Raw genomic sequence first — 17,335 nt, 5'->3', positions numbered from 1 at the left:
GCAGGCCCTGCACGAAGCCGGCCGATGTCCTGGGCCCAACCGCCTGTGCCCGCCAGGGTTTGGACGCCGCCGGCCAGCGACCGGAGGCCATCCGGCCCACCACGGAGTCTGAAGGGATCCCACCTCGGCACCCTTCTGGGTCAGGATGGGAAACGAATGCGTCCACCTTCCGCGGATCCCGCCTTGAGTTCGGCCACCCCTTCAGCGCCCGCCTCGGCCCCTTCCCTCCTCACCACCCGATCCGAGGAGATCTTCGCCGCCGCCCAGACCCTGATGCCCGGGGGCGTCAGTTCTCCGGTGCGGGCCTTCAAGTCGGTGGGCGGCCAGCCGATCGTCTTCGACCGGGTCAAGGGCGCCTACGCCTGGGACGTCGACGGCAACCGCTACATCGATTACGTGGGCAGCTGGGGCCCCGCCATCTGCGGCCACAGCCACCCTGAGGTGATCGCGGCCCTGCACCAGGCCCTGGAGAAGGGCACCAGCTTCGGCGCCCCCTGCGTGCTCGAGAACGAGCTGGCCGAACTGGTCATCGCCGCCGTGCCGTCGGTGGAGATGGTGCGCTTCGTCAACTCCGGCACCGAGGCCTGCATGGCCGTGCTGCGGCTGATGCGTGCCTTCACCGGCCGGGAGAAGGTGATCAAGTTCGAAGGCTGCTACCACGGCCACGCCGACATGTTCCTGGTGAAGGCGGGCTCCGGGGTGGCCACCCTCGGCCTGCCCGACTCCCCCGGTGTGCCCCGCGCCGTCACGGCCGGCACCCTCACCGCCCCCTACAACTGCCTGGAGTCGGTCAAGCAGCTGTTCGCCAACAACCCCGGTGAGATCGCCGGGGTGATCCTGGAGCCGGTGGTGGGCAATGCCGGCTTCATCACCCCCGAACCCGGCTTCCTCGAGGGCCTGCGCGAACTCACCAAGGAGAACGGCGCCCTGCTGGTGTTCGACGAAGTCATGACCGGCTTCCGCATCAGCTACGGCGGCGCCCAGGCCCGCTTCGGCGTCACCCCGGACCTCACCACCATGGGCAAGGTGATCGGCGGCGGTCTGCCGGTGGGGGCCTACGGCGGCCGGGCCGACATCATGGCGATGGTGGCGCCCGCCGGCCCCATGTATCAGGCCGGCACCCTGAGCGGCAATCCCCTGGCCATGACCGCCGGCATCAAGACCCTGCAGCTGCTCAGCCAGCCCGGCACCTACGAGCGGCTGGAGACCATCACCAAGCGGCTCATCGACGGCGTCCGCGCCGCCGCCGCCGAGGCGGGCATCCCCTTCTGCGGCGGCAGCATCAGCGCCATGTTCGGCTTCTTCCTCTGCGAAGGGCCGGTGCACAACTTCGAGCAGGCCAAGGCGGCCGACACGGTGCGCTTCGGCCGCCTGCACCGCGGCATGCTCGAGCGCGGCGTCTACCTGGCACCAAGCGCCTTCGAGGCCGGCTTCACCTCCCTGGCCCACAGCGACGCCGACATCGACGCCACCATCGACGCCTTCCGCGACGTCTTCCTCTCGCTGGCGTGAGGGTCGGCCGTCTGCTGCAGGTCGGCACCGGGCTGCTGACCCTCGGCCTGCTGGTGGCGGGCTGCAGCTCCGACCCCGGCAGTCAGCCCGTTGATCTGGCCGGCGGGGTGCCGGTGGGGGCGGTGCTGGCCCTCACCGGCAACGCCAACGTCTACGGCCAGGACCAGAAGATCGGCCTGGAGCTGGCCCTGCAGCACCGCAACGGCAACGGGGGCATCAACGGCCAGCCCCTGAAGCTGGCGCTGGAGGACAGCGGCAGCGATGAACCCGGGGCGAATGCGGCCTTCACCCTGCAGATCAACCGGGGCGTGCTGGCCCTGGTCGGCCCCACCCTCTCCCAGCAGGCCTTCTCCGCCGACCCGATCGCCCAGCGCCGCGGCGTGCCGGTGGTGGCCCCCTCCAACACCGCCACCGGCATCCCGGAGATCGGTTTCTTCATCAGCCGGGTCTCGGCCCAGAGCTCGGTGATCGCACCCCTGGCCATCGAGCGGGCCCTGAAGATCCAGCCCGGCCTGAAGCGGGCGGCGGTGTTCTACGCCCAGGACGACGCCTACAGCACCGCCGAGACCACCATCTTCCAGAAGGCCCTCAAGGAGAAAGGTCTCGATCCGGTGACGGTGCAGCGCACCCAGCTCAACGACCAGGACTTCCAGAACCAGATCAGCGCCGCCCTGCGGGAGCGGCCCGACCTGATCGTGCTGTCGCTCCAGGCGGTGGACGGCGGCAACCTGATCCGCCAGCTGCGGGAGCTGGGTTACCGGGGCCTGATCGTGGCCGGCAACGGCATGAACACCCCCAACATCTACCCGATCTGCCAGAAGTACTGTGACGGGCTGCTGATCGCCCAGGCCTACAGCCCCGAGCTGGACACCCCCGCCAACACAGCCTTCCTCAAGGCCTTCCAGGCGGCCAAGGGCGGCGCCATCCCGCCCCAGCTCACCGCCCAGGCCTACACGGCCCTGCAGGTGATCGGCGAGGCCTTGGTGCGGCTGGACAAACGCCAGCCCCTGAAGGGGGCCACCCTGACGGCGGCGCGCAAGGCGCTGATGGAGGAGATCCTGGCCGGCACCTACGCCACCCCCCTGGGGGAGATCCGCTTCACTCCGGAGGGAGAGGTGATCCAGAGCCAGTTCTTCGTGGCCCAGGTGCGCATGGATCCGGGTGGGCGCAGCGGACGCTTCGCCCTGCTGAAGTAGGCGCCGGGTGGACCTGCTCCAGATCCTGGTCAACGGTCTGTCGGTGGGGGCGGTCTACGGCCTGTTCGCCCTCGGCTACACCCTGGTGTTCTCGGTGCTGGGGGTGATCAACTTCGCCCACGGAGCCGTGTTCACCCTGGGGGCCTACTTCACCTACCTGCTGATCGGCGGCGCGGTGGGGGCCAACGGTCTGCTGGCCGGCTTCCAGCTGCCCGTCGCCCTGCCCTTCTGGGGTGCCCTGCCCCTGGCGGGCCTGGGGGCGGCCCTGGTGGCCCTGCTGGTGGAGCGGGTGGCCTTCCGCCCCCTGCGCCGCCGCCGGGCCGACCCGCTGCTGGCCCTGATCACCAGCCTGGGGGCCGGGGTGATCCTGGTGAACCTGATCCAGCTGCTGGTGGGGGCGGAAAGCTACGCCATCCCCACCGGCGCCCTCGGCGGCCTGCCGGCCTCCTTCCCCCTGCTGGGGGCCCGGGTGCGCACGGTCCAGGCCCTGCTGCTGGGCGTCGCCGTGCTGCTGCTGGCCCTGCTCACCCTCTGGCTGGAGGGCAGCCGCAACGGCAAGGGGCTGCAGGCGGTGGCCGAGGACCCCGAAACCGCCCAGCTGCTGGGCATCGACAGCACGGCCATGGTGCGGCTGGCCTTCGGCCTCAGCGGCTTCCTGGCCGGGGTGGCCGGCGGGCTGGTGGGGCTGAGCGTCAGCATCGCCGGGCCCTACTTCGGCATCGGCTACGGCCTCAAGGGGCTGGCGGTGCTGGTGCTCGGCGGACTGGGCAGCGTGCCGGGGGCGGTGCTGGGCGGGCTGATCGTCGGGCTGGCGGAGGCGTTCGTGCCGGCCGACTGGTCGGGCTGGAAGGATGCGGTGAGCTACGGCTTCCTCTTTCTGGTGCTGCTGCTGCGGCCGCGGGGGCTGCTGGGCCGGCCGCTGCCCACCAAAGTGTGAGGGCCATGGACGCCACTCTGCTCGAACAGATGCTGCTCGGCGCCCTGCTGGCGCTCTCGGTCTACCTGCCCCTGCGCTGCGGCCAGCTGTCCCTGGCCACCCCGGGCTTCTATGCGGTGGGCGGCTACGTGGCCGCCCTGCTCTCCACCGGCGTTCCCGCCTTCGCCGGCAGCGGCGCCACCTCGCCGCTGCCGGCCCTGCTGGCGGAGATGGCGCTGGGCGGGGCCCTGGCGGGGCTGATCGCCCTGGCGATCGGCGGGCCGGTGCTGCGGCTGCGGGGCATCTACCTGGCCATCGCCACCATCGCCCTGGTGGAGATCCTGCGGGTGTTCAACCTCAACCTGCCCTTCACCGGCGGGGCCATGGGGATCTTCGGCATCCCCCAGCCCTTCGCCCACGCCGAGGGCTATGTGCTGTTCACCCTGGTGCTGCTGGCGCTGGCCTGCTGGCTGTGCCATCGGCTGGAGGCCCTGCGGCTGGGGCGGGCCATGGCCGCCATCCGCGACGACGAACTGGCGGCCGCCTGCGTCGGCATCGACACCCCCCGCACCAAGCTGATCGCCTTCGTGGCCAGTGCCGTGCTCGCCGGCGTCACCGGCGCGCTGGCGGCCCATTTCTTCAACTCCTGGAACGCCCGGGCCGGCAGTTTCGACGCCAGCATCACCACCCTGGCCTTCGTGGTCTTCGGCGGTTCCCGCCTGTGGCCGGGACCGGTGCTGGGGGGACTGGTGCTCACCGCCCTGCCGGAGCTGCTGCGGCCCGTGGGCGACCTGCGCCTGATCCTGTTCGGGGCGGTGATCCTGCTGGGTCCGCTGTTCTTTCCCCAGGGGCTCGTCACGGCGGAGCGGCTGGGCTGGCTGGCCGCCCTGCTCGGCCGTCGCCGCCACCGGGGCCGCCAGGCTCCCCAGGCCCCATGAACCAGAGCCCCGACGGCACCGCCCCGGTGCCCCTGCTGCAGGTGGAGGCCGTCAGCTGCCGCTTCGGCGGCCTGCTGGCCCTCGATCAGGTGAGCCTGGCGCTGGCGGAGGGAGAGATCTTCGGCCTGATCGGCCCCAACGGCGCCGGCAAGACCACCCTGTTCAACGTCATCTCCGGCCTCACCACCCCCAGCGGCGGCCGCTGCCTGTGGCGGGGCGCGCCCACCACGGGCCTGGGGGCCAGCGGTCTCAACCGGCTCGGCATCGCCCGCACCTTCCAGAACCTGCGCCTGTTCGAGAGCCTCTCGGTGCGCGAGAACGTGCTGGTGGGCCTCCACCATGCGGCCCGCACCCCCCTGCTGGGGGCCCTGCTGGCCAGCGGCGGCTTCCGCCGCCACCGGAGGGGCCTGGAGGATCGGGCGATGGAGCTGCTCACCCTGCTGGAGCTGGAGGCCCTGGCGGAGCAGCGGGCCGGGGACCTGCCCTACGGCGACCGCCGCCGGCTGGAGATCGCCCGGGCCCTGGCGACGGCCCCGCAGCTGCTGCTGCTCGATGAACCCGCCGCCGGCATGAACCCGGCCGAGAAGGACGACCTGCGGCGGCTGATCGGCACGATCCGCGAGCAGTTCGCGCTGACGGTGCTGATCATCGAGCACCACGTGCCACTGATGATGCAGCTCTGTGATCGGCTGGCGGTGCTCAACTTCGGCAGGCGCATCGCCCTGGGCAGCCCCGCCGAGGTGCGCACCGACCCGCGGGTGATCGAGGCCTACCTGGGTGGCTCGGGCGGCGGATCGGCAGGTGGCTCTGGCGATGCCGCCGGAGACGGCCGATGACGGCCCCGCTGCTGGAGCTGCGCCGGCTCACCGTGCGCTACGGCGCTCTCACCGCCCTGCGGGGCCTCGATCTGCAGGTGAGGGAGGGGGAGCTGGTGGCCCTGCTGGGGGCCAACGGTGCCGGCAAGAGCACCACCCTGCGGGCCATCTCCCGGCTGGTGGGCGCCGCGGCCGGCCAGGTGCTGTGGCGCGGCGCCGACCTGGCGGGGGTGAGCACCCACCGCACGGTGCGCCTCGGCATCGGCCATTGCCCGGAGGGCCGCCGGGTGCTGGCCCGCCAGACCGTGGCCACCAACCTGGAGCTGGGGGCCTGGCTGCGGCGCGATCGGGCCGGCATCGCCGCCGACCTGGAGCGCTGCTACGGCCTGTTCCCCCGCCTGGCGGAGCGGCGCCGCCAGCTGGCCGGCAACCTTTCGGGGGGCGAGCAGCAGATGCTGGCGATCGCCCGGGCCCTGATGGGCCGGCCCAGCCTGCTGCTGCTCGATGAGCCGAGCCTGGGCCTGGCTCCGAAGCTGGTGGCCGAGGTGATGGCGGCCCTGGCGGCGCTGCACGCCGGCGGGCTGTCGATGCTGCTGGTGGAACAGAACGCCACCGCCGCCCTGGAGATCGCCGACCGCGGCGTGGTGCTCGAAGGCGGCAGCATCGCCCTGGAGGGCAGCGCTGCCGCCCTGCTGGCCGATGCGGGCCTGCGGGCCTCCTACCTGGGGAGCGGCTGAGGATGCCGCCGGCGACGCTGCAGGAGCCGCTGCTGGTGCCGTTGCTGCTGGGCGGCCTGCTGGCCGTGGCCCTGGCGCTGGTGCGGGTGGTGGGTCGCCCCTGGCTGGAGCGGACGATCCTCGAGACGGACACCCCCTCCGGCAAGGCTTTCGACGCCCTGCTGATGCTGGCGATCGCCCTCAGCGTGCTGGCGGTGGTGCTGGAGAGCGATCCGCTGCTGCGGCAGCGCTGGGCCGCCGCCTTCCTGGGGCTGGAGTGGGGCTTCACCCTGCTGTTCAGCCTCGAGTACCTGCTGCGGCTGCTGCTGGTGGCCGAGCCGCGGCGCTATGCCACCAGCTTCTTCGGGCTGGTGGATCTGCTGGCGATCCTGCCCACCTACCTGGGGCTGCTGATCGGCGGCGGCCAGCTGTTCCTGGTGGTGCGGGTGCTGCGGCTGCTGCGGGTGTTCCGGGTGCTGAAGCTGGGCGCCTACCTGCAGGAGGCCGAACTCCTCTGGAGCGCCCTGATCGCCGCCCGCCGCAAGATCACCGTGTTCCTGCTGGCGATGGTGACGCTGGTGATCCTGATCGGCGCCTTCATGTACGTGATCGAGGCCGGCAACGACGGCTTCCGCAGCATCCCGGTGGCCATCTACTGGGCCTGCGTCACGATCACCACCGTGGGCTACGGCGACGTGGCGCCGGTGACACCCCTGGGGCGCTTCATGGCCTCGGTGGTGATGCTGATCGGCTACAGCATCATCGCCGTGCCCACCGGCATCCTCAGCGCCGAGATCGGCCTGTCGGTGCTGCGGCCGGCCAGCCCGCAGCCGGCAGGCCCCTGCCCCGCCTGCGGGCTGGGTGGCCACGAGGCCGAAGCGCGCCACTGCAAGCACTGCGGGGCGGCGCTGGCCGGGAATGCTCTCGGTGAGAATCCCCCCAGTCGCGACGAGCCCACCCCAGGTGCCCATGGAGGAGCCGAGCCCCAGCGCTGAACTCCTGGCCGCGGGCTGGTCGGAGCAGGACGTGCGTCGCTACCGCCAGTTGGGGACCTACCGCAGCCGCTGGGGCGCCGCCAACCTGGATCGTGACGAGCGGCGCTTCCTGCGCAGGGGTGACGAGGCCCTGCGGACGATCCAGCGGTCACCGGCACCGGCTCCGGTCTCACGCGCGGGCCTGGCCGATCTCCACCCGAGCTGTTTCGTGGCGCTGGATTTCGAGACAGCCGATCAGGGCCGGGACAGTGCCTGCTCGATCGCCCTGGTGCGGGTGGAGGGGCGGACGATCGTGCGCCGCGAGCACCACCTGATCCGACCGCCGCGCCGGACCTTCCTGTTCACCTCCATCCACGGGATCAGCTGGGCCCAGGTGGCCGATGCGCCCAGCTTCGCCGAACTCTGGCCCCAGCTGGCGGCCTGTCTGGAGGGGGCCCAGTTCATCGCCGCCCACAACGCCAGCTTCGATGCCGGGGTGCTGCGGGCCTGCTGCGAGCAGGCCGGCCTGCGGCCCCCGGCCCAACCCTTCGTCTGCACCGTGCAGGTGGCCCGGCGGGCCTGGAACCTGCGGCCCACCAAGCTGCCGGATGTGTGCCGCCATCTGGGCCTGCCGCTCCGGCACCACGATGCCCTCTCCGATGCCGAGGCCTGCGCCGGCATCGTGCTGGCGGCCGGTCAGGGGGTGACGGCCGGGTTGGCCCGCAGCCGCTGAGGGCGCCACTGGCTGACGCCAAGGGCGACCAGGAAGCCGAGGAACTGCACGATCACCACGCAGGGGCCCGACGGCAGGTTGGTGAGGCCCGAGCCGAGCAGCCCCAGCACGGCGCAGCCGCCGCCGATCAGCGAAGAGAGCACCAGGTAGGTGCCGAAACGGCGGCTCACCAGCCGGGAGGCACAGGCGGGGATCACCACGAAGGCGCTGATCAGCAGCACCCCCACCGCCTTGATCGACACGGCCACCACCACGGCCAGCAACAGGATGAAGGCGATGCGATGCCACTGGCTGCCCACCCCGAAGGCGCCGGCCAGATCGGCATGGAGGGTGACCAGCACCTGGGCCCGCAGGCTCACCAGCAGGTAGGCCACCGCCGCCACCAGCAGCACGGCGATCAGGCCGAGATCCAGCCAGGAGATGCCGAGGATGTCGCCGAACAGCAGCTGCTGGATGCCGCCGGTGTAGGTGGTCACCAGGCTGAGGGCGACCACGGCGAAGGCCAGGGAGGTGGAGTAAACGATGTTCAGCAGGGCATCGGTGGGCAGCTGGCTGCGCTGCACCAGCAGGTTCACCAGCAGGGCGAACAGCACCGCGAAGGGGATCAGCACCAGGGTGGGGTTGAGCCCCAGCAGGATCCCCAGGCTGAGGCCCAGCAGGGCCGAATGGCCCAGGGCATCACTGAAGAAGGACAGCTGCCGCAGCACCGCGAAGCTGCCCAGCAGACCGCCCAGGGCCCCGGTGAGCAGCCCGCCCACCAGGGCCCGCTGCATGAACGGCTGCGTGATCACCGCGGCAAGCGGGGAGAACTCCGTCATCGGATCCGGGGGCTGCCCTCGGGTGCACGGGGCCGGCGGAGGTCGGGGGCATCGGCCGGGTCGTAGAGCCGCTCCAGCTGGGCCCGGGAGAGGGCCAGTTCGGGACGGCCGCTGCAGCGCAGCTGGCGGTTGAGGCACAGCACCTGGTCGCAGCTGCGCCGCACCATGTCCAGGTCGTGGGAGACCTGCAGCACGGTCCAGCCCTCACTGCGGCGCAGGTCGAACAGCAGCCGGTGGAACTGCTCGGTGGAGGGGGCATCCAGGCCAGCCTGGGCCTCATCCAGCACCAGCAGGCGCCGGGGCCGCACGACGCAGAAGGCCAGCAGCACCCGCTTCAGCTGGCCCCCCGACAGCTCGCTCAGCAGGCGCTCGGCCAGGGGACCGCAGCTGGTCTTGGCCAGGGCGGAGCGCACGGCGGAGCGGCGTGCACCGCCGCCGCTCCAGGGCAGGCGCGGACCGGGAGGATCCCAGCCGAAACCGACGAACTCGGCCACGGTCAGCGGCAGGCGCCCCTGAAGCGGCAGGGCCTGGGGCAGGAAGGCCAGCTGGGCCCGGACCGGTGCCGGCAGCTGGCCGGCGGGCCCCAGCCGGTGGCCAAGGATCCGCACCTCCCCGGACTGGCGGGGGATCAGGCCGAGGATCGCCCCCACCAGCGAGCTCTTGCCGGCCCCGTTCGGCCCCACCAGGGCGGTGTCGCTTTCGGCAGCGAGCTGGAAGCTGACGTCGTCCACCGCCAGCACCCCGTCGCGCAGCACCCGCAGGCCCTCGACCTCCAGCACGGCCATCAGCGGAAGGCGCTCACCAGGTCGGTGACGTTGCGGCGCATCACGTCGGCATAGGTGCCGGGGTTGCGGGAGGCCTCCTCGGTGCCGGTCTCCAGGGGGTTGAAGACGCTGATGCGGATGCCCAGATCCCCGGCCAGGGCGTTGAAGGAGCGGTTGCCCTCCTGGGGTTCGCTGAGCAGGGCCTTGAGCTGGGTGCGCTTGACCGTCTCCGCCACCCGGGCCAGATCGGCGGGCGAGGGGTTCTGCTCCGGCACATCGACCAGGTATTCGGCCTTGAGGCCATAGCGGTCGGCGAAGTAAGGGGCGAAGTCGTGCAGAACCACGAAGGTCTTGCCCCGGAACGGCGCCAGCTGCTTCTCGAAGTCCGTGTTGAGCTGGCGCAGCTGGCCGGTGAAGGCGGCGGCATTGCGGCGGTAGCCATCGGCGCAGGCGGGGTCGGCGGCGATCAGGCCATCACGGATGTTGTCCACCTGCTGGGCGGCGCGCACCGGATCGAGCCAGATGTGGGGATTGATCGGGCCATGGTCATGGCCGTGGTCATGATCGTGGCCGCCGGCCTCGGCGTGGTCGTCGCCCTGGCCGTGGTCGTCGCCATGGTCATCGTGGGACTTGGCGGGCTTCTCCGGGTTCTCCAGGGTGGGGATGCCGCTGCTGGAGTCGATCACCTTCAGGTCGGGGTTCTCGGCGCCCTTCACCAGCTTGTCGAGGAAGGATTCCATCTCCAGACCGTTCTTCACCAGCACCCGGGCGTTCTTCAGCGCCGCCACATCCCCGGGGCGGGCCTGGAAATCGTGGGGACCGCTGGCGGCGGGGATCAGGGCCGTCACCTCGGCGCAGTCGCCGGCGACGGCCCGGGTGAAGAGGGTGATCGGCAGGAAGGTGGTCACCACGCTGGGCCGGTCGGTCCGGCCGGTCTGGGCTTCCGGCGCCTGCACCGCCGGGCGGCAGCCCAGGAGCAGGGCGGAGAGCCCGGCGGCCATGGCCAGAACGGGACGACGGACGGGGGGCTGGATCATGGGGCGAAACCTCCGGAACGGGGTGGGCGGGAAGGCTGGGGGCGAGAACGGACGGACGGGGGCAGGGTGACCGGCCAGAGCCACCACTGCCCCTGGTCGCCGCCGGCGGCGAGGTGGCGGCCATCGGGACGCCAGCTCAGACAGGTGATCGCCTGGCCGTCGCCCTCCAGGAGCTGCTGCAGGCGGCCGCGGCCATCCCAGAGCGCCACGGTGCCATCGCTTGAGGCGCTGGCCAGCAGACTGCTGCCGGGGGCGAAGGCGACCGCGTTGACGCGGCCCTCATGCAGCACCAGGGGCTCCGGTTTCCAGCCCTTGGCGCCGCGATCCTGCTGGCTCCAGATCACGGCGATGTCGGTGGAGGCCACAGCCAGCAGGGGGGCCAGGCGCCCCGGCTGATCGCACCAGGCCAGGGACCGCACCTTGCCCGGGAAGCCGCTGAACTGCCAGCCGCGGCCGGCCGCGGCGTCGGGCCAGAGCATCAGCGAGCCGTCGAGCTGGCCGCTGGCCAGCAGGGTTCCCTGGTCGGACCAGCCCAGAACAACGCCGGCCGAGCCCGTGGCACAGCGCTGGGGCGGCTCCCCGGGGTCGTCCGGCCGCCAGAGGAGCACCTCACCGTGGCAGGCGGCCGCGAGCCGTTGGCCATCACGGCTCCAGGCCAGGGCCAGCACGGTGCGCTCCAGCTCCTGGCTCTCCTCCCGCAGCGACCGGCGCTCCCCATCCCAGAGCCGCACCCGCCGGCCGGCCCCCAGCGCCAGCAGCGATCCCTGGGGCCGCCAGGCGGCCGCATCCAGCCAGCCGGCCTGCAGCGGCACGGGGTCGAAGGCCATCGGCCGCACCCCGGTGCCCCCCATCTCCCACAGCAGCACGTCGCCGTTCTGGCCCGCCGCCATCAGAAAGCGGCCATCGGGACTGAAGCCGAGCACATCGAGGCTGCTGTCCCGCTCCCCGCGCAGCAGCTCCTCGCAGCCCGCCCGGAAATCGAGCAGCAGCAGCTCACCACCGGCCGTGGCCATCGCCAGGAACTCACCATCGGCCGACCAGGCCTGGGCGGTGATGGCATTGCCGCAGGTGCCGCTGAGCCGCTCCCGCACCAGGGTCTGCGGAGGGGCCATGGCCGGATCAGGCGACACAGGCCTCGAAACCGGCCCGCAGGGCGGGTTCATCGAGATCGCGGCCGATGATCACGAAATCGGTTCGGGGGGTTTCATCCGCCCGCCAGGGCCGATCCCTGGCGCTGTCGATGAGCATGTGCACCGACTGGAAGACGTAGCGGTGGCTCTCGCCGTCGATCTGGAGGATGCCCTTCATGCGGAACAGATCGGGACCCCGCTCGCTCACCAGCCGATCGATCCATTCGCCCAGCTTCTGATAACTCATCGGCCGCTCCTCGATGAAGGCCACCGAGCTGACGGCATCGTCATGCTCATGGTCATGGTCGGAGGCGAGGAACTCCGGATCGATCGCCAGGGCCCGCTCAAGTTCGAAGGCCCCCACGCCCAGGATCTGGTCCATGGCCGCATCGGCCCGGCAGGTGGGAATCACCCGGGCCAGGGGATTGATGGCCCGGGTGCGCTGGCGGATGGCCTCGAGGGCCTCGGCTTCCACGAGGTCGGTCTTGTTGAGCAGCAGCACATCGGCGAAGGCCAGCTGTTCCTGCACCTCCTCGCTCTCCCAGTGCTGCTCCACATGCCGGAGATCGACGAGGGTGACGACGGCATCGAGCCGGAGCTGCTCCCGCAGGTCCTCGTCGACGAAGAAGGTCTGGATCACGGGAGCCGGATCGGCCAGGCCGGTGGTCTCGATCACGAGGTGGTCAAAGCGGTCGCGGCGCTTCATCAGGTTGCCGATGATGCGGATGAGATCACCACGAACGGTGCAGCAGATGCAGCCGTTGTTCATCTCGAAGATCTCCTCATCGGCCTCGATCACGAGCTGGTTGTCGATGCCCACCTCGCCGAATTCATTGACGATCACCGCCACCTTGAGGCCGTGCTCGTGGGTGAGGATGCGGTTGAGCAGCGTCGTCTTGCCGGAGCCGAGGTAGCCCGTGAGGACGGTGACGGGCAGGCGTTCCCGATCAGGTGCCGGGGAAGGGGCCGAGCGCATCGGTGCAGAGCCCAAAGGGCCGGGCATGGGAATCATTTTCAAGCTAGCAGTCCCGGCCCCCCTGGCCGCCCCAGCGGGCCCTCCCGACGTCCGCGTCCACCAAACCGCTTCCATCACTACCGCTCCGCTGCGGCGGGCTGCCTACGGTTCAGTCCCGGGGATCCGCCCGATGGCCCCCTCCGCTTGATGGCCCAAGAACGCTTCTTCCTCGAGCTGGATCCGCCCCAGAGCGCCATGGCCGCGTGGCCCCACGTGGTGATCGTGGGCGGGGGGTTCGCCGGGCTCAAGGCCTGCCATGTCCTGGCGGGACAGCCGGTGCGCGTCACCCTGATCGACAAGCGCAACTTCAACCTGTTCCAGCCGCTGCTGTACCAGGTGGCTTCCGGTCTGGTGTCGGAGGCGGATGTGGCGTCCCCCCTGCGCCAGATGGTGGGCCAGGTCCCCAACATCCAGATCCTGCTGGGCGAGGTGGTCGACATCGACACCGACGCCAGGGAGGTGGTGTTCAACGACCACCGCTACGCCTACGACCACCTGGTCCTGGCGAGCGGGTCGGGCAGCACCTACTTCGGCCACGAGGAGTGGCGGCCCCTGGCGCCGCCGATGAAGATCCTCGAGCACGCCGACGAGATCCGCCGCCGGCTGCTGATGGCCCTCGAAGAGGCCGAGCAGACCCGGGACCCCGGTCGGCGCCGCTTCCTGCAGTCGGTGGTGGTGGTGGGGGCCGGGCCGGCGGGCTGCGAACTGGCCGGCTCCCTGATCGAGCTGATGCACCGCGCCGTGGAGCGCGATTTCAAGCAGCTCGACCGAGCCCAGTGCCGGGTGATCCTGCTGGATGCGGTGGACCGGGTGCTGCCGGCGATGCCGGCCGATCTCTCCGCCGACGCCGCGGCCTACCTGCAGCGCGCCGGCGTGGAGCTGCGCCTGAACACGATGGTGGCCGCGATCGAACCCGGCCGGGTGATCCTCCAGCGCCCCGCGGCTGTCGCCGCGGACGGATCGGACGCCGGGGCCGATGGCCTCGGCGACCTGGAGGCGGCCACGATCTGCTGGACCGCCGGGGTGCGTGCCTCGCGCCTGGGCCGGCTGCTGGCGGAACGCACCGGCGCCCCCCTCGACCGGGGCGGGCGGCTGCAGGTGGAGGCCGACTTCTCGCTGCCGGGGCACCCGGAGATCCGGGCGGTGGGGGATCTCTGCCACTACGCCCACACCGGCGACGGCCGGGTGCTGCCGGGCATGGCGGGCCCGGCGGTGCAGATGGGCGGCTGGGTGGCGCGCGACATCCTGGCCGGCCTCGAAGGGCGCCGCAGCAAGCCGTTCCGCTGGTTTGATCTGGGCAGCATGGCCGTGATCGGTCCCTGGTACGCGGTGGCCGACCTGCGCGGGCTGCACGTGAGCGGTCTGGCGGGCTGGATCCTGTGGGCCCTGGCCCATCTGGCCTTCATCCCCGACACCGAGAACCGCATCGCCCTGTTCAGCAAGTGGATGTGGCAGATCGCCACCCGCCAGCGCACGGCCCTGCTGATCACCGGCCGTCCCGACCAGCACCTCGGGGTGGATGTGGGCCTCGAGCGGGCCCTGCCGCCGGATGGCGCGATTCAGTCGCCGGGAACGCCCGCCTCCGGCCCCTTGAACCGGTTGATCAGCACCCCCAGGATCACGGCGATGTAGAGCGGCCCGGCGATCCCCAGCACCACGCTGGCCATGCGCGCCGGGGGCCGGGCGGGAGTGATGTCGCCGTAACCGGTGGTGGTGAGGCTGACGAAGGCGAAGTAATTGATGCGGGCGAAATCCAGCTCCCAGACGCTGTGGGCGCGCCCACCCGCCTGGGGGCGAACAATGGCGGCCTGGCCATCGGCGGTGTTGGCCAGGAAGCTGCCGGGCTGGATCGTTTCCAGCACACTCAGCACCAGGCCGCCGCTGAGGCCGAGCAGGAGATAGCCGGCCACCGCCCCGACCACCACCGACCGGGTGGCCCGGGGCTCCCGGCCCAGGGTCCGCACCAGCCGCACCAGGCTCCAGCCGATGAACAGGGTGGTGATCAGCAGCAGGGGCACCCCGGAGAGGCGCCGCGACTCGGGGGTCAGCAGCCAGTACAACTGCAGGAAGGGGTTGGTGCATCCCAGCGCCAGGAACAGACGGTCGCTCCAGGAACGCCCGACCCCGCCGGCCAGGCATCCGCTCAGTTCCAGGGTGGTGAGGACCGTGATCAGGAGATAGCTCACCGATCCGACCAGGCTCAACGTCTGGGGAAACGCCAGGCTCAGCATCACCAGCAGGCACAGCACGAGCAGCCGGCGATAGAAGCGATGCCGCCGGCGCGCCAGAACCTCCGGCGGCGCCGGCGCTGCCGGAGGTCGGATCAAGGGGCGTGGGATCGGAACCGACAACGTAGGTCGAACCCCTGCGGCGGCCAGCGGCCACTGGACGCGGATCCGTTCAGCCCATGGATACTGGACACACCCGCGAGGATCTCCATGGCCATCCGTTTCCGGCCCGCCTCCCGCCTGCTGCCCGTCGCCGCAGGGTTCCTGCTGGCGGTGGCCCCCCTGGCCCCGGCCCTGGCCCAGGGGATCCCCTTCAACGAAGTCCGGGCCCTCAACCTGGCCCGCAACGCGGCCGTGCTCAGCAACGGCGGGCTGACGGTGTACACCCCGGCCAACTGCATGTTCACCACCTCGGCGGCCACCAACCCCTGCCTGGTGCGCAGCGACGCCGACGGCTTCGTGTACCGCTTCCTCGGAGGCCCCCCCGGCTGGGAGGCCAAGGGGCTGCCGGCCACCACGGAAACCGAGATCCAGATCGCCCCCGACGGCCGCCGGGTGGTGGCGATCCTCTACAACGGCCCGCCGCGCTGAGCACGGCTGTCGGCCACGGGAAAGCGGCCTAACCTCCCACCAGCCTCCCCAAGCCCTTGTCCGTCCCCGCTTCCCCCACCCTGCGCTGGGTCACCGCCGGCCTGCTGCTCGTGGCGGCCGTCCTCTGTCTGGCCCTTCCCTTCGTCTCGGCCACCCTGCTGACCATCGCCCTCGGTGGAGTTTCAGCGGCGGCGGGCGTCTCCCAGCTGCTGCGGCTCACCTCGGCCGATGACACCCGCAGCAAGGTGTTCCGCGCCATCTCCGGGGTGCTGTACGTGGTGGGCGGCATCGGCCTGGTGGCCTTCCCGGTGGCCAGCACCGTCAGCCTGACGCTGTTCATCGGCGTGCTGCTGGCCGTCGAGGGGGTGATGGAGCTGGCGGGCGCCGCCGCCGGTGCCGGGCAGGCCCGGGGCCTGGTGCTGCTCGATGGCATCGTCACGGTGGTGCTCGGCGGGATGCTGATCGCCGAGTGGCCCTCCGACAGCCTCTGGGCCATCGGCACCCTGTTCGGCTTCGGCCTGGCCTTCTCCGCCTTCAACCTGATCACCGCCCCCGCGGCTCCCCAGGCCTGAGGGCTGGGCCTCATTCCGCCACGGCCGGACCTTCGGCCCGGCGCGGATCCACCGTCCCCAGGCTGCCGCCCTCCGCCAGCACCTCGACGCTGTTGGCCGCCCCCATGGCCGGGGCCCGGCGGACGCTGTGGCCCATGGCCTCCAGCAGGCGGCGGCTGTCGGGGCTGAGGCCTTCTTCTGCATCGATCCGCTCGGGCCACAGCTGGCTGTGGATGCGGGGGGCGGCCACGGCACCGGCCAGGTTGAGACCGTGCACCATCCGGTTGAGCAGCACCTGGAGGATGGTGGTGATGATGCGGCTGCCGCCGGGGCTGCCGGTGGCGAGCCAGGGGCGGCCATCGGGGCGGAACACCAGGGTGGGGGCCATGGAGCTGAGCGGGCGCTTGCCCGGTGCGATGGCGTTGGCCGTCCCCTGGCGCAGACCGAAGGCGTTGGCGCTGCCGGGGAGGGCGGTGAAGTCGTCCATCTCGTTGTTGAGCAGGAAACCCATCCCCGGCACGCTGATGCCGTTGCCGTAGGGGAAGTTGAGGGTGGTGGTGAGGGCCGCCAGCCCGCCCTGGCGGTCGGCCACCGAAAGGTGGGTGGTGTTGGTGCCTTCACGGGCGGCGGCCGCCTCCAGCGCCGGGGCCGGGGTGTGGCGCCGGGGATCGATGCGGCGGCGCAGGCCATCGAGGTGGGCCGGCGACAGCAGCCGTTCCACCGGCACCGGCACCTGGTCGGGGTCGCCGAGCAGGGCGTTGCGGTCGCGGTAGGCCAGGTTCATGGCCTCGGCCATGGGGTGGAGGCTGGCGGCGGCATTCAGGCCGGTGGCCGCCAGGTCGAAGGGCTCGAGAATCCCCAGCAGCTGCAGCAGGGTGAGCCCGCCCCCGGGCGGCGGCATGGTGAGCACCGGGTGGCCGCGGAACTCGCGCCGCAGCGGCCGCACCAGCTGGGCGCGGTAGGCGCGCAGATCGCTGTGGGTGATCAGGCCGCCGCCCCGCTCCATGGCCCCCACCAGGGCGTCGGCCACCGGCCCTGCGTAGAAACCCCGCTCCCCCTCGGCGGCGATGCGCCGCAGGCTGGCCGCCAGCTCGCCCTGGCGCAGCCGCGTGCCGGGCACCGGGGGCGGCAGGAACAGGCGACGGGAGACGGGATCGGCCTGCAGCCGCGGGGCGGCGGCGGCCAGGGAATCGCTCAGCTCGCGGCTCACCGGGAAGCCCTGGTCCGCCAGCCGGATCGCCGGGGCCATCACCTGGGCCAGGGGCAGGCGTCCGTAGCAGCGCTGGGCCAGGGCCAGCCCGGCGACGCTGCCGGGCACGGCGGTGCTGAGCAGGCTGCGGGTGGCACGGGCCCGGTCCACCTGGCCGTCGGGGCCCAGGAACATGGTGGCCGTGGCCGCCG

Annotated in this window: 18 protein-coding genes; 11 read left to right on the top strand and 7 right to left on the bottom strand. The window is 71.8% G+C overall.

Features of this window, described 5'->3' with window-relative positions; all coding sequences use genetic code 11:
• Nucleotides 1-183 precede the first annotated feature (183 nt).
• The 8 genes from hemL to KBY81_RS06160 are packed head-to-tail and all read left to right on the top strand — an operon-like array spanning nt 184 to nt 7,800.
• The gene (gene hemL / locus KBY81_RS06195) at nt 184-1,512 is read left to right on the top strand and encodes a glutamate-1-semialdehyde 2,1-aminomutase (RefSeq protein ID WP_254975970.1); all 1,329 of its coding nucleotides are present in this window, start codon (nt 184-186) and stop codon (nt 1,510-1,512) included.
• Nucleotides 1,509-2,708 (top strand): ABC transporter substrate-binding protein, encoded by a 1,200-nt coding sequence (locus KBY81_RS06190; RefSeq protein ID WP_254975969.1) that lies wholly within the window; start codon nt 1,509-1,511, stop codon nt 2,706-2,708. Before hemL ends, KBY81_RS06190 begins: the two co-directional genes overlap by 4 nt.
• Before the next feature lie 7 nt (nt 2,709-2,715).
• Entirely contained in the window at nt 2,716-3,645 is a 930-nt protein-coding gene (locus KBY81_RS06185) for a branched-chain amino acid ABC transporter permease (protein ID WP_254973505.1), read from the top strand.
• Between the two features lie 5 nt (nt 3,646-3,650).
• The gene (locus tag KBY81_RS06180) at nt 3,651-4,562 is read left to right on the top strand and encodes a branched-chain amino acid ABC transporter permease (protein ID WP_254975968.1); all 912 of its coding nucleotides are present in this window, start codon (nt 3,651-3,653) and stop codon (nt 4,560-4,562) included.
• Nucleotides 4,559-5,398, top strand: a complete 840-nt coding sequence (locus tag KBY81_RS06175; RefSeq protein ID WP_254975967.1) for an ABC transporter ATP-binding protein — start codon at nt 4,559-4,561, stop codon at nt 5,396-5,398. Before KBY81_RS06180 ends, KBY81_RS06175 begins: the two co-directional genes overlap by 4 nt.
• Nucleotides 5,395-6,114, top strand: a complete 720-nt coding sequence (locus KBY81_RS06170) for an ABC transporter ATP-binding protein (RefSeq protein WP_106222499.1) — start codon at nt 5,395-5,397, stop codon at nt 6,112-6,114. The genes KBY81_RS06175 and KBY81_RS06170 overlap by 4 nt, the downstream gene beginning before the upstream one ends.
• Before the next feature lie 2 nt (nt 6,115-6,116).
• On the top strand, nt 6,117-7,088 hold the full coding sequence (locus KBY81_RS06165) for an ion transporter (RefSeq protein ID WP_254975966.1): 972 nt from the start codon (nt 6,117-6,119) through the stop codon (nt 7,086-7,088).
• Complete coding sequence (locus KBY81_RS06160; protein WP_254973513.1) at nt 7,063-7,800, top strand: 3'-5' exonuclease; 738 nt, start codon at nt 7,063-7,065, stop codon at nt 7,798-7,800. The genes KBY81_RS06165 and KBY81_RS06160 overlap by 26 nt, the downstream gene beginning before the upstream one ends.
• On the opposite strand, the gene KBY81_RS06155 is transcribed toward KBY81_RS06160, so the two are convergent.
• The 5 genes from KBY81_RS06155 to KBY81_RS06135 are packed head-to-tail and all read right to left on the bottom strand — an operon-like array spanning nt 7,764 to nt 12,525.
• A complete protein-coding gene (locus KBY81_RS06155; RefSeq protein WP_106222480.1) occupies nt 7,764-8,618 on the bottom strand; it encodes a metal ABC transporter permease in 855 nt (284 codons plus the stop codon). The genes KBY81_RS06160 and KBY81_RS06155 overlap by 37 nt on opposite strands.
• Nucleotides 8,615-9,403 (bottom strand): metal ABC transporter ATP-binding protein, encoded by a 789-nt coding sequence (locus KBY81_RS06150; RefSeq protein WP_254973516.1) that lies wholly within the window; start codon nt 9,401-9,403, stop codon nt 8,615-8,617. The genes KBY81_RS06155 and KBY81_RS06150 overlap by 4 nt, the downstream gene beginning before the upstream one ends.
• Nucleotides 9,403-10,419 (bottom strand): metal ABC transporter solute-binding protein, Zn/Mn family, encoded by a 1,017-nt coding sequence (locus KBY81_RS06145; protein ID WP_254975965.1) that lies wholly within the window; start codon nt 10,417-10,419, stop codon nt 9,403-9,405. Before KBY81_RS06145 ends, KBY81_RS06150 begins: the two co-directional genes overlap by 1 nt.
• Nucleotides 10,416-11,531: a WD40 repeat domain-containing protein gene (locus KBY81_RS06140; RefSeq protein WP_254975964.1), complete on the bottom strand. Its 1,116-nt coding sequence runs from the start codon at nt 11,529-11,531 to the stop codon at nt 10,416-10,418. The genes KBY81_RS06145 and KBY81_RS06140 overlap by 4 nt, the downstream gene beginning before the upstream one ends.
• Nucleotides 11,532-11,538: 7 nt before the next feature.
• Complete coding sequence (locus KBY81_RS06135; protein ID WP_254973523.1) at nt 11,539-12,525, bottom strand: GTP-binding protein; 987 nt, start codon at nt 12,523-12,525, stop codon at nt 11,539-11,541.
• A gap of 186 nt (nt 12,526-12,711) precedes the next feature.
• Between KBY81_RS06135 and KBY81_RS06130 the strand changes: the two genes are divergently transcribed.
• A complete protein-coding gene (locus KBY81_RS06130) occupies nt 12,712-14,196 on the top strand; it encodes an NAD(P)/FAD-dependent oxidoreductase (RefSeq protein ID WP_254975963.1) in 1,485 nt (494 codons plus the stop codon).
• On the opposite strand, the gene KBY81_RS06125 is transcribed toward KBY81_RS06130, so the two are convergent.
• Complete coding sequence (locus KBY81_RS06125) at nt 14,124-14,891, bottom strand: potassium channel family protein (RefSeq protein WP_219904409.1); 768 nt, start codon at nt 14,889-14,891, stop codon at nt 14,124-14,126. The genes KBY81_RS06130 and KBY81_RS06125 overlap by 73 nt on opposite strands.
• Before the next feature lie 111 nt (nt 14,892-15,002).
• Between KBY81_RS06125 and KBY81_RS06120 the strand changes: the two genes are divergently transcribed.
• Both KBY81_RS06120 and KBY81_RS06115 read left to right on the top strand, forming a co-directional pair.
• On the top strand, nt 15,003-15,383 hold the full coding sequence (locus KBY81_RS06120; protein ID WP_181280187.1) for a hypothetical protein: 381 nt from the start codon (nt 15,003-15,005) through the stop codon (nt 15,381-15,383).
• Nucleotides 15,384-15,439: 56 nt separating this feature from the next.
• Nucleotides 15,440-15,955: an HdeD family acid-resistance protein gene (locus tag KBY81_RS06115; RefSeq protein WP_106222468.1), complete on the top strand. Its 516-nt coding sequence runs from the start codon at nt 15,440-15,442 to the stop codon at nt 15,953-15,955.
• A gap of 10 nt (nt 15,956-15,965) precedes the next feature.
• Here KBY81_RS06115 and ggt read toward each other — a convergent pair.
• Nucleotides 15,966-17,335: gamma-glutamyltransferase (ggt, locus tag KBY81_RS06110; protein ID WP_254975962.1), on the bottom strand; the 1,370-nt coding region annotated here is incomplete at its 5' end.

Source organism: Cyanobium sp. Lug-B, from assembly GCF_024345635.1.
Classification (GTDB): Bacteria; Cyanobacteriota; Cyanobacteriia; order PCC-6307; family Cyanobiaceae; genus Cyanobium; species Cyanobium minutissimum.
This window is presented reverse-complemented; position numbering and strand designations above follow the sequence as displayed.

What these genes read in the sequence shown, in the direction of transcription:
- KBY81_RS06165 (WP_254975966.1), top strand. Translation starts at nt 6,117, where the DNA reads ATGCCGCCGGCGACGCTGCAGGAGCCGCTGCTGGTGCCGTTGCTGCTG.
- KBY81_RS06145 (WP_254975965.1), bottom strand. Translation starts at nt 10,419, where the DNA reads ATGATCCAGCCCCCCGTCCGTCGTCCCGTTCTGGCCATGGCCGCCGGG.
- KBY81_RS06160 (WP_254973513.1), top strand. Translation starts at nt 7,063, where the DNA reads ATGGAGGAGCCGAGCCCCAGCGCTGAACTCCTGGCCGCGGGCTGGTCG.
- KBY81_RS06135 (WP_254973523.1), bottom strand. Translation starts at nt 12,525, where the DNA reads ATGCGCTCGGCCCCTTCCCCGGCACCTGATCGGGAACGCCTGCCCGTC.
- KBY81_RS06140 (WP_254975964.1), bottom strand. Translation starts at nt 11,531, where the DNA reads ATGGCCCCTCCGCAGACCCTGGTGCGGGAGCGGCTCAGCGGCACCTGC.
- KBY81_RS06150 (WP_254973516.1), bottom strand. Translation starts at nt 9,403, where the DNA reads ATGGCCGTGCTGGAGGTCGAGGGCCTGCGGGTGCTGCGCGACGGGGTG.
- KBY81_RS06175 (WP_254975967.1), top strand. Translation starts at nt 4,559, where the DNA reads ATGAACCAGAGCCCCGACGGCACCGCCCCGGTGCCCCTGCTGCAGGTG.
- KBY81_RS06170 (WP_106222499.1), top strand. Translation starts at nt 5,395, where the DNA reads ATGACGGCCCCGCTGCTGGAGCTGCGCCGGCTCACCGTGCGCTACGGC.
- KBY81_RS06130 (WP_254975963.1), top strand. Translation starts at nt 12,712, where the DNA reads ATGGCCCAAGAACGCTTCTTCCTCGAGCTGGATCCGCCCCAGAGCGCC.
- KBY81_RS06155 (WP_106222480.1), bottom strand. Translation starts at nt 8,618, where the DNA reads ATGACGGAGTTCTCCCCGCTTGCCGCGGTGATCACGCAGCCGTTCATG.
- KBY81_RS06180 (WP_254975968.1), top strand. Translation starts at nt 3,651, where the DNA reads ATGGACGCCACTCTGCTCGAACAGATGCTGCTCGGCGCCCTGCTGGCG.
- KBY81_RS06120 (WP_181280187.1), top strand. Translation starts at nt 15,003, where the DNA reads ATGGCCATCCGTTTCCGGCCCGCCTCCCGCCTGCTGCCCGTCGCCGCA.